Source organism: Streptomyces typhae (genome assembly GCF_009755605.1).
Lineage (GTDB): Bacteria > Actinomycetota > Actinomycetes > Streptomycetales > Streptomycetaceae > Streptomyces > Streptomyces typhae.
Window position 1 is genome coordinate 127,089 of record NZ_WPNZ01000005.1, and the last position, 10,181, is coordinate 137,269.

8 protein-coding genes are annotated in these 10,181 nt (G+C 73.0%); 4 read left to right on the top strand and 4 right to left on the bottom strand.

The genetic code is table 11. The features are described from left to right. Positions 1-38 precede the first annotated feature (38 nt). On the bottom strand, positions 39-518 hold the full coding sequence (locus GPA10_RS11090) for a hypothetical protein (protein WP_157165350.1): 480 nt from the start codon (positions 516-518) through the stop codon (positions 39-41). Positions 519-749: 231 nt separating this feature from the next. Between GPA10_RS11090 and GPA10_RS11095 the strand changes: the two genes are divergently transcribed. Together GPA10_RS11095 and GPA10_RS11100 are read left to right on the top strand one after the other, a co-directional pair. Beyond that, complete coding sequence (locus GPA10_RS11095) at positions 750-1,814, top strand: sulfotransferase family protein (RefSeq protein ID WP_246259013.1); 1,065 nt, start codon at positions 750-752, stop codon at positions 1,812-1,814. A gap of 175 nt (positions 1,815-1,989) precedes the next feature. Further along, positions 1,990-3,675, top strand: a complete 1,686-nt coding sequence (locus tag GPA10_RS11100; RefSeq protein ID WP_157165352.1) for an ABC-F family ATP-binding cassette domain-containing protein — start codon at positions 1,990-1,992, stop codon at positions 3,673-3,675. A 64-nt stretch (positions 3,676-3,739) separates the two neighbouring features. On the opposite strand, the gene ligD is transcribed toward GPA10_RS11100, so the two are convergent. The 3 genes from ligD to GPA10_RS11115 form a co-directional block, all read right to left on the bottom strand. Continuing rightward, positions 3,740-4,750: a non-homologous end-joining DNA ligase gene (gene ligD, locus GPA10_RS11105; RefSeq protein WP_157165353.1), complete on the bottom strand. Its 1,011-nt coding sequence runs from the start codon at positions 4,748-4,750 to the stop codon at positions 3,740-3,742. Then, the gene (locus GPA10_RS11110; protein ID WP_343040667.1) at positions 4,747-5,526 is read right to left on the bottom strand and encodes a DNA polymerase ligase N-terminal domain-containing protein; all 780 of its coding nucleotides are present in this window, start codon (positions 5,524-5,526) and stop codon (positions 4,747-4,749) included. Before GPA10_RS11110 ends, ligD begins: the two co-directional genes overlap by 4 nt. A gap of 155 nt (positions 5,527-5,681) precedes the next feature. Further along, on the bottom strand, positions 5,682-6,185 hold the full coding sequence (locus GPA10_RS11115; RefSeq protein ID WP_157165354.1) for a hypothetical protein: 504 nt from the start codon (positions 6,183-6,185) through the stop codon (positions 5,682-5,684). Between the two features lie 1,328 nt (positions 6,186-7,513). Here GPA10_RS11115 and GPA10_RS11120 point away from each other — a divergent pair. Together GPA10_RS11120 and GPA10_RS11125 are read left to right on the top strand one after the other, a co-directional pair. Next, positions 7,514-8,719, top strand: coding sequence for a cytochrome P450 (locus GPA10_RS11120; protein WP_058846936.1), 1,206 nt, complete (start codon positions 7,514-7,516; stop codon positions 8,717-8,719). Positions 8,720-8,809: 90 nt separating this feature from the next. After that, entirely contained in the window at positions 8,810-10,159 is a 1,350-nt protein-coding gene (locus GPA10_RS11125; RefSeq protein WP_157165355.1) for a serine hydrolase domain-containing protein, read from the top strand. Positions 10,160-10,181: the final 22 nt, after the last annotated feature.

The following is a 10,181-nucleotide window of genomic DNA, read 5'->3' on the forward strand; positions in this document are numbered from 1 at the left end:
AACTGTGCTGAACGCCGTGACGGTCGTTCCGGCTCAGGTCAGTGATCCGTGCCGGAGGCCCAGATCGCCCGGTTGCCGTGATAGATCACGACGTTGCCGTCGTCCTGGACGACCAGCCGCGCACCCGGGTAGCCATCGGTGTTCGACGCCCAGACCGGGCGTCCGCTGCGGGTGTAGACGACGAGGTTGCCGTCCGTCTGGAAGCGGGTGGTCCACCCCTGGCCGACGGTGTCCGCCGCCCATCTGGCCCGGTTGAACTCGTCGTAGATCACTAAGTTGCCGTCGGACTGCTGCACCAGCGTGGCCGTGTCGGAGCTGAGGGACTCATGGTGGTTCAGCGTGAACGGCGCGTACCGCACTTGGTCGGTCAGGACGCCCGGCTGCCCCGAGTCGGCTGCCCCGGCAGCGGTCCTCGCGGCAGCGGGGGAGTGATCGGCGGGCACCGCGCTCGCCTGGCCGACGAGGGCCACGGATGCGAGGACGACGGCAGTACACAGCATGCCGGTCTCTTTCTTCACGAGGTCAACTCCTTGTGTCGGTCGGTCCGTGCACTCCCTGCACGGGCCCCGAGGGGCGCCGCACCCGGACTGTGGCAGCGGCGGCACACCGGACGAGTCCGCTCCGCCCCGGATGGCGGGTTGGTGCCCTTCGATGACCAGATGGAACAGGGGCGATTTCCCTCCACGGCGTCCGGAAACAATCCGGGACAGAAGCCCAGCTCAACGCGTTCGAAGCCCTGGAAGGTGACCTTGACCCCGAGCCCTCTGACCTTCGTCGTCGGTACCGGCCGCAGCGGTTCCACCGCGCTCTCCCGCATCCTCAACACCCACCCCGACGTGCTGAGCCTCAACGAGTACATGGCCTCGGTCGGCGACGCGGCCTTCCCGCAGGACCCGGTGTCGGGCGCGGAGTTCTGGGAGGCGCTGTTCCGGCCCGCACCGCACTTCGAGCGCATGGTCCGCAGCGGGCTGCCGATGCCGGAGTTCCTCTACACCCGCCGCCCCGGCCGGTACACGCCGGAGACCACCGGTATTCCCGCGCTCTCCCACATGGTCCTCCCGCACCTCACCGACGACCCCGACGGCCTGCTCGACGAGATCCGCACCGCCGTGGCCTGCCGGCCCGTCGCGGCCGCCGCCGCGCACCACGAGGCGCTCTTCGCCTGGCTCCGCGCCCGGTTCGGACGCACCGCCGTCGTGGAGCGCTCCGGCTACTCCACGGGCTGGGCACCGGGACTGCGGGCCGCCTTCCCCCACGCGAAGTTCGTGCACCTGTTCCGGGACGGCCCCGACTGCGCGCTGTCCATGAGCCGCCACCCCGGATACCGCACGATCACCCTGCTGCGCGAGATCAAGGAACGCGCCGGTGTCGACAGCTTCCACGACCTGACGGACGAACATGTGCGCTCCCTGCCCCCGGACCTGGCACCCCTGCTCGGCGACCGCTTCGACCCCGCCCTCGTACGCGACCGCGACCTGCCCCCGCGCCGGTTCGGCACCCTCTGGTCGGAACTCGTCGTCGACGGCGCCCGGTTCCTCGACACCCTCCCCGCCGACCGGCGCATGACCCTCGCCTACGAGGACCTCCTCGACGACCCCCGGAAGGAGCTGACCCGCCTCGCCACATTCGTGGGCGTCGAACCGTCACCGCAGTGGCTCGACCACGCGAGCACCCGGCTCGTCACCGGCCGGCGCGGCACCGCCCGCCGGGAGCTCACCGACACGGAGTTCGCCGACCTGAGGGAGAGCTGCGCCGCGGGCAGCCGTGCGCTGGGAAAAACCTCGGACGCCTCTCGCGGGACGGATGTAGCATGAACACATGGCACGAGGCATCTGGTCGCAGAAGGTTCGATCCGCCCGCTGACGGCGGCGCCTTCTCAGCAGCTTTGAAGCACTGAAGCACTGAAGCACTGAATCAGCGCTCGCCGTTCCGGTTCCCGCCGGGCGGCCCCTCCCGCTGCCCGGCTCCACTGCGAGCTGCGGAGCACCGTTGAACCCCACGACCACCCCTCACACCACTCCCGACACCACCCCCCAGGCCGTCTCCCCGCCCGTCGCGGCGGGCGGCAGCGCCCATGTCCGTGCCGAAGGCATCACCGTCACCCGCGGGGCCAGGCGAATCCTGAACGACCTCTCGGTCACCGTCTCCGCGCGGTCGCGGCTCGCCGTCGTCGGGGAGAACGGCCGCGGCAAGACGACCCTCCTGCACGCCCTGGCCGGGCTCGTCGCACCCGACGCGGGCACCGTGCACCGGACCGGCACGATCGGCCTCGCCCGGCAGGAGCTGTCCGTGCGCGCCGGGGCGACCGTCGGCACGCTGACGTCCGAGGCGGTCGCCGCCTCCCGCGCCGCCCTCGCCGCGCTCGACGAGGCGACCCTCGCCCTGGCCGCGGGCGACCCCGCAGCCGACGACCGGTACGCCGCCGCGCTCGACACCGCGACGCGGCTCGACGCGTGGGACGCCGAGCGCCGCGTCGACGTGGCGCTCGCGGCCCTCGGCGCCTGCACCGACCGCGACCGGCCGCTGTCGACCCTGTCGGTCGGCCGGCGCTACCGGGTCCGGCTCGCCTGCCTGCTCGGCGCGCACCACGACGTGCTGCTCCTGGACGAGCCGACCAACCACCTCGACGCGGCCGGTCTCGACTTCCTCACCCGCAGGCTGCGTGCCCACGACGGCGGCCTCGCCCTCGTCAGCCACGACCGGGCGCTGCTGCGCGACGTCGCGGACCGGTACCTCGACCTGGACCCGACCCGCGACGGGGCGCCGCGCCTGTACGCCGGCGGCTACGACGCCTGGCAGGACGCGCGCCGTCGTGAGCGCGAGCGCTGGGAGCAGGACCACGAGGAACAGCAGTCCGAACACCGGCGGTTGCAGGACGCCGTCTCCAGGGCCCGGGACCGGCTCGCCACCGGCTGGCGGCCCGACAAGGGCACCGGAAAGCACCAGCGCCAGTCCCGCGCGCCGGGTGTCGTACAAGCCCTGAAGCGGCAGCAGGACGCCCTGGAGGCGCACCGGATCGACGTGCCGGAACCGCCGCCCGCGCTGCGGTGGCCCGACCCCGGCGTGCGCCCGGGCGCCCCGCAGCTGCGGGCGCACGGCGTCACGGTCGCCGGTCGTCTGACCGCGCCGGTCGGCCTCACCCTCGTCGGCGGCGACCGGCTGCTCGTCACCGGACCGAACGGCGCCGGGAAGTCCACGCTGCTCGCGGTGCTCGCCGGTGCGCTCGCCCCCACCGAGGGGTATGTCCGGACGGCCGCGGGGGCACGGGTGGTGCGCGTGACCCAGGAGACCGCCGAGCAGGATCCCGACCTCACCGCCCGCGAGGTCCACACCCGCCACGTGGGGCGCCTCGTGGCCCGCGGGGCGCTCCACGACGCCGACGCCGTACCCCTGGGCGCGCTCGGGCTGCTGGACTCCGAGGCGCTGCGGACCCCGGTCGGGCGCATGTCGCAGGGGCAGCGGCGCCGTCTCGACCTGGCGCTCGCGCTGGCCGGGCGGCCCGGCCTCGTCCTGCTCGACGAGCCGACCAACCACCTGTCCTCGACCCTCGTCGACGAGCTGACCGAGGCGCTGCGCACCACCAGCGCCGCCGTCGTCGTCGCCACGCACGACCGGCAACTGCTGCGGGACCTCGCCGACTGGCCGCGCCTCGAGGTGGGGGAGGGCGAAGCCTGACAGGGCGGTCCGGCCCCGGGCGCGGGCGAGTTGTGGCGTGGTCTTCGGTGAGCCCGGGGACCGCTCACGGCTCCCCGCGCTCCCTGACGACCTCGTGCGGGGCCTTGTCGTCCCGCAGCCCCTGATAGCGGGGGTGCCGCAGCATCCCGTCGCGCGTCCACTCCGTGAAGGCGATCTGCGCCACGAGCTCCGGCCGCACCCAGTGGGCGGCCCGCTCCGCGACACGGCCGTCGAACGGGCGGTCGGCGACCTCAAGCTCGTCGAGACGTTCCCGCAGCGCGAGCAGGGTGCGCCGGTCGAAGCCCGTGCCGACCTTGCCCGCGTACCGCAGCCGGCCGTCGTCGTAGTAGCCGATGAGCAGCGCGCCGAGCCCCACCCGGGTACCGGCGGGCCGGGTGAAGCCGCCCACGACGAACTCCTGCCCCCGGGAGCACTTCAGCTTGAGCCAGTCGTCCGAGCGGCGCGCCTGGTAGGTGCTCTCGGCCCGCTTGGCGATCAGCCCCTCCCAGCCGCGCCGGCACGCGTCGGCGAGGAGTTCGGGGCCGCCCTCGTTGCGGTGCGCGCTGAACCGCAGCGGCGCCGTGAACGAGAGCGCGCGGCGCAGCAGGGACTTGCGGGTGCGCAGCGGCAGCCGCCGTACGTCCGCACCGTCCAGGCGCAGCAGGTCGAATACGTAGTACGTCACCGCGACCTCGCTCGCGGCGACGTCGGCACGCCTGGTGAGGCCCATGCGCTGCTGGAGCCGCGCGAAGTCCGTCCGGCCGTGCGCGTAGGCGACGATCTCGCCGTCGACCGTGAAGTCGGCGCGGTCCTGCGCGGCGAGCGCGTCGACGATCTCCGGATAGGTGGCGTCGAGCCGCCGCCCGGTGCGGGACCTGAGCGTCACCGTGCCGTTCTCACGGACCGCGAGCACCCGGATGCCGTCCAGCTTCCGCTCGAAGATCCAGCCCTGCGGGAAGTCGCGGCGCTCGCTGAGCGTCGCCAGCATCGGGGAGGCCGCGAGGTCGACACCGGGCGCGGCCTGTCTGACGCGGCTCGCCGACTCCGGCGGCAGCGCGTCGAGGAGCCCGCTCATCTGCGCTCACCGCGCTGCTCGCCGCGCCGCCCGCGCTGCCCGCCGCTCCGGCCGTTCCGCGTGCTGCTCCGGCCGTTCCGCGTGCCGCTCCGGCCGTCGTCGTCCGGGTCCCACGTCGGGGCGTCCGGAGCCTCGGCGACCTGGCGCAGCGTGCGGCCACTGAGCGCCGAGCGGGCCCGTCGTGGATCGGGGGTGCCGCCGCCCGAGGGGCCGGGACCGGCCTTGGTCCGCACGAGCAGCCACGTCGGCTTCCCCGACGAGCCGCCGCTCCTCTCCTCGCGGCCGTGGAAACGGGTGAGCGCGTACTGCCCGCGCAGCTTCTCGCCGTGCAGTTCGAACGTGGCGTGGCCGTGCTCCAGGGACTCCGCGAACGGCACCGGCCGCTTCTTCTTGTCGTGGCTGGTCGGCCGGTAGGTGCCGTGGTCCCAGACGATGACGGTCCCGCCGCCGTACTCGCCCTCGGGGATCACGCCCTCGAAGGTCTCGTACTCCAGGGGGTGGTCCTCGGTGGGCAGCGCGAGGCGCTTGTCCTGCGGGTCGGTGGAGGGGCCCTTGGGCACCGACCAGGATTTCAGCACGCCGTCGACCTCCAGGCGGAAGTCGAAGTGCATGGTGCTCGCGTCGTGGATCTGCACCACGAACGCGGGCTCGCCACCCGCGTCCGCCGCGCCCGCCGCGTCCGCGCCCCGCCGCTGCGTACGTTCGCCACTCGGCTCCTTCGTCCGGTCGAAGTGCCGCTTCCCTCGATAGGCCCCAAGGCCGTCCGCCTCGCTCACGCCCACTCCCTGCTCTCCCGGCCGCCTCCACCCGGGCTGCGACCTGCTCCGTCCCGCCGGGGTACCCGAGATCGTCACGCGACACACGGCCCGTGCGACCCCGGTCGAAGAGGCACGGGAGCCGGGAGCCGGGCGTGCGGGCGTGCGGGCAGCGGTCAGGCCCGGCCCCGGCGCGGTCCGCGCCGATGGACGTGGTCGGTCGCCGCCCGGCGCAGGACGTTGTGGGCCTCCTTGGTGCTCCTGCGCCCCGCCGCCAGATCGGCTTCCACGTGATCGGCGAAGCGCCCGTCGATGGCGCGCCCGACGCTGATGTAGCTCAGCCTGATCGCCTCCTCCACCGCGGCGTCGGCGGCGGCCGTCAGCGCCGGGTCGTCGGTGAGCAGGGCGAGCCGGTCGCGGGCGCGGGTGACTTCGGTACGGGCGCGGTAGCGGGCGGCGCGGGCCTCGCGGGTGTCCTCATCGCCCGCCCGGGTGTCGGCGATGAGCAGCCAGTGCAGCTCGCGGTAGGTCTCCAGGGCCCCGAGCACCTGCTCGACGGCGCTGCTCAAGGCGTCCCGCTGCTGCTCCCTGCGCGTACGCCGCTCGGACCGCACCTGGGCGGCGCTGGCCAGCGCCACGCCGGCGAGCGTGCCGAGCACGGCGATGACGGTCCCCCACATGTCTCCCCCCGCGTCCCCCGGGAACGTGTCCGTCCCAGGTTTCCAGATGCCGGGAGCGGACCGCGAGGAGCCGCCGTCCCGCGGGAGGCGACAGAGCTGCCGCTCGACGGGATCAATAGCGGACGGAAGCGATCAAGAGGGATCCGGGGTGTGGTACCGACCATTCCCGGCCGTTTCGGTGTGCGCGAAGGGGAACTGTAGAGCCCACGAAAGTTTGAGCGAAGAAGACGTAGCGCGTAGGGGCGGGCATTCGGGGCGGCTTTGGCGTGGCGAACGCCGCTTTGGTCAGGGGCGTGCGCCCGCGCACGCTGTGTGACCGTGCGCCCCCAATGCTCCCCCTTGGGGCAGGTCGGCGCCGCTCTGCGGCCCGCTCACGCGCCCGCCGCCGCACCGGACTTGACGGGCCGCTGTCAATGCCGCGCGCCCGAATTCGGGCAGTCAACGGCAAAAACAAGTCAACCGGCGTTCACCGGCTATTCGCACAGGGGGTCAAACGGGCTTTCCTTGCAGGTCAGAGGCGTTTCGGTCACATGTCCGCAGCATAGAACGCGCCGTCTTGAAGAGACGCGCGTTTGTGGGGGAGGGGGCGGGGCACACGCGAGGGGCGACGGTCCGGACGAGGTCGTCGTACGAGGTTGAAGCCTCGCGGAAGCTACTCGTCGGTTACTGCGTGCGGCAGCAGAAGCACTATCCGTTCAACTTTGGGGGGTTGCTATCCGGTGACCCACCGTGAAGACTGTGGCCGAGTTCGACCGGGACGAAGGTGGTTTCGAGTGCGCATGGGGCAGAGTGTCGGACGGCGTCCGGCCGACGTGTGCACCGCCTCACCCGTCCCTGGGCGTCCGGCCCCTGCGGGTCCGCCACCTGTTCGTAAGTGCATGGGGAGTACACGCGCAACGGTTGCGTGAACGTTTCACTGGGGGATGTGTGATGTCGGCAAGGTTCGCACCAAGGGGGCTGTCCCATGCTCGGGGACGGGCGAAGCACCGACGTGCGATGCGGCGGACGTGTTGAGCCGGTCCCCGCGACGCCGGTGACGAACGGCTGAACGCCGCGCGTCCCGGAGGGGACACCATCGACGCCTGAGAGCCGTGCCCGCTCCGGCGTGTGCGACGTGCGAGCCGACAGGCCCGCCCGCACGCCGGGCCCCGGCCCGCGGACGCCACGGTGGCACGCCCGCCCGGCCCCCGCTGTCCCCCGTCCCCGCGGGTACTTCGCCCGCACCGGGTCGCACGGTGCCCACCGATCCGGCGCGCCGCACGCGACTGTTCCAGATGCCGTCCGCCCGTGGCCCCGCCCTGCCCGCGCGCCCCGTCCGAGGGAGAGATGTGACCAGCAACGCACAGGCACAGCCGGATTTACCCTTCGCCAACCTCACCGACCGCTGGCGTTCCCTGCGCGAGACCGGACCGGTCCGGCACGACGAAGCGCAGGGCGTATGGCAGGTCGTCGACTACCAAGGGGTCGCCGCCGTGCTCGCCGACCAGGCGACGTACTCCTCGGACATGACCCCGATCGCCCCCACCCAGGAGGACTTCGCAGCCTTCACACAGGGCAACTTCGTGGGCATGGACCCTCCTGAGCACCGCAAGTTCCGCACTCTGGTGAGCCAGGCGTTCACGCCACGCGTGGTGCAGGGACTCGAACCCCGTATCGAAGCCGTGTGCAGGCGCCTGCTCGACACCGTCGCGGACCAGGACAGATTCGACGTCGTCGACACCCTCGCCTACCCGCTGCCGATCATCGTGATCGCCGAGCTGCTCGGCATCCCGGCGGACGACCATCCGCTGTTCCAGGAGTGGGCCGCCACCCTCTTCGGCGGCGACCAGCTCGGCGAGACGCCCGACGCGGCCGACCTGGAGCGCGCGCTCCAGGCCATAGCGCCGACCGTGCGCGAGATGAACGGCTACACGCTCGACCACATCCGGCACCGCCGGGCGCACCCCGCCGACGACCTCATCAGCAAGCTCATCGTCGCCGAGATCGACGGCGTGCGCCTGACGGACCAGGAGATGGTGGGGTTCGTCGCCCTGCTCCTGGTCGCGGGGCACATCACCACCACCGCCCTGCTCGGCAACGCCCTGGTCGCCTTCGACCAGAACCCCGGCACCCTCACCGCCCTGCGCGCGGAGCCCGACCGGCTGCCGAACGCCGTCGAGGAGGTGCTTCGCCTGCTGCCGCCGTTCCCTGAACTGGGGCGCCGCGTCAACCGGCCCGTGGTGCTCGGCGGGCACGAACTGCCCGTCGACACCCTCGTCATGGCCCACCTGGGTGCCGCCAACCGGGACCCGAGCCGCTTCGCCTCGCCCGACACGCTCGACATCGGCCGCAGTCCGGGCCACCTCACGTTCGGACACGGGATCCACTTCTGTTTCGGCGCGCCCCTCGCCCGCCTGGAGGCGCGGATCGCCTTGCGCATGCTGCTCGACGACTACCGCGACCTCGCCATCCCCTCCTACGCCGACGTCACGTACCAGAACCCCGCCGTCATCGTCGGCGTGCGTCATCTGCCGGTCGAGGTCAAAAGGCCCTAGCGACCGGACCACGGCGCTGCCGACCTCCGCCCACCCCGCCGGTCGGCGTGTCACCTTCCATGAGCCACAGCCAACGGGAGTGCCCTTCTCATGCCGTATCCCACCGCCTCACCGGTCGTCGACCGGCAAGCACCCCTCCTGCGCGAGGAGTTGCAGCACCGCCTCGCCGGCCTCGCCCGCACCCACCGGGTGCCCGGGGCCCATCTCGCCGTGGACACCGGTACGGAGACCATCAGCGTCCACACCGGCACGGCCGACGCCGCCACCGGCAGCGCGTACACGGCCGACACGGCCGTCCCGCTGGGCTCCGTCACCAAGGTCTACACCGCCGCCGTGGTCCTCCTCCTGGCCGACGACGAGGACCTCGACCTGGACGACTCCGCCGCCTCGTACCTGCCCGAGCTGCGCGAGTTACCTGATGTGACGGTCCGTCATCTCCTGGCCCACACCGCCGGGTTGCCGACGGGGCCGGACTCGGACACCGCGGCCCGCAGCACCGTCTCCCGCTATCTGTCGGGCGTGTGCACCGCACGGGACGCGCTGTTCGCGCCGGGCACCGGGTTCTCCTACTCCAACGCCGGATACATAGCCGCCGGCCGGCTCGTGGAGCAGGTGACCGGCATGACCTGGCAGGAAGCCGTGCAGGCCCTCCTGCTCGACCCCCTCGGCACCGACCCCGCCTTCCTCGGCGACCCGGCCCCCACTCGGCCGAGCGCGGCGGGGCACGCCGTCAACACCGCCACCGGACGGCTCCGTCCCGCCCACCAGAACCTGGCCCCGGTGGAGGCACCGGCCGGAGCCCTCCTCGCGGGCGCCCTGGACCTGATGCACCTCGGAAGAGCCTTGGCGGGCCGGTCCGCCGTGCTCCCGCCCGATGTCGCCGCCCGCATGCGGCGGCCCGAACCCGGCGCGACCCCGGGAGCCCTCGCGGACGCCTGGGGACTCGGCCTCGCCCTCTTCGACCTGGACGGCCGCCGCTGGTGCGGCCACGACGGCAACGCCCAGGGCACCTCCTGCCATCTGCGGGCCGAACCGGAGAGCGGCGTGGTCGTCGCCTTCACCGGCAACGCAGGCGGCGCCACCGCCCTGTGGCAGGACATCGCCGACGACCTCACCCGGCTCACCGGCGTACGCGTGCCGACCGCTCCGGCACCCGCACACCGGGGCGACCCCATCGCCCTGCCCGAATGCGCCGGCGTGTACCACAACGGCCCCACCGAGTACCGGATCACCCTCGCCGCGGACGGCGCCCCCACGCTGTCCGTCGACGGTGACCTGCCGCTGCCCCTGGTCTGCTACCCGGACCTGACCTGCGATCTCGTCGACCCCGGCACCGGCAAGCACGAACCCGGCGGGCGTTTCCACCGCGACCCCGCCACCGGCGTCATCGACCACGTGCAGATCTCGGGCCGCGCCGCCCGCCGCACCGGCACCGTCTGACCCACCGGCACCGCCAGCCCCA

Excerpts from the sequence above, each read along its gene's own strand:
- ligD (WP_157165353.1), bottom strand. The coding sequence starts at position 4,750 with ATGAGCGGGCTCCTCGACGCGCTGCCGCCGGAGTCGGCGAGCCGCGTC.
- GPA10_RS11115 (WP_157165354.1), bottom strand. The coding sequence starts at position 6,185 with ATGTGGGGGACCGTCATCGCCGTGCTCGGCACGCTCGCCGGCGTGGCG.
- GPA10_RS11125 (WP_157165355.1), top strand. The coding sequence starts at position 8,810 with ATGCCGTATCCCACCGCCTCACCGGTCGTCGACCGGCAAGCACCCCTC.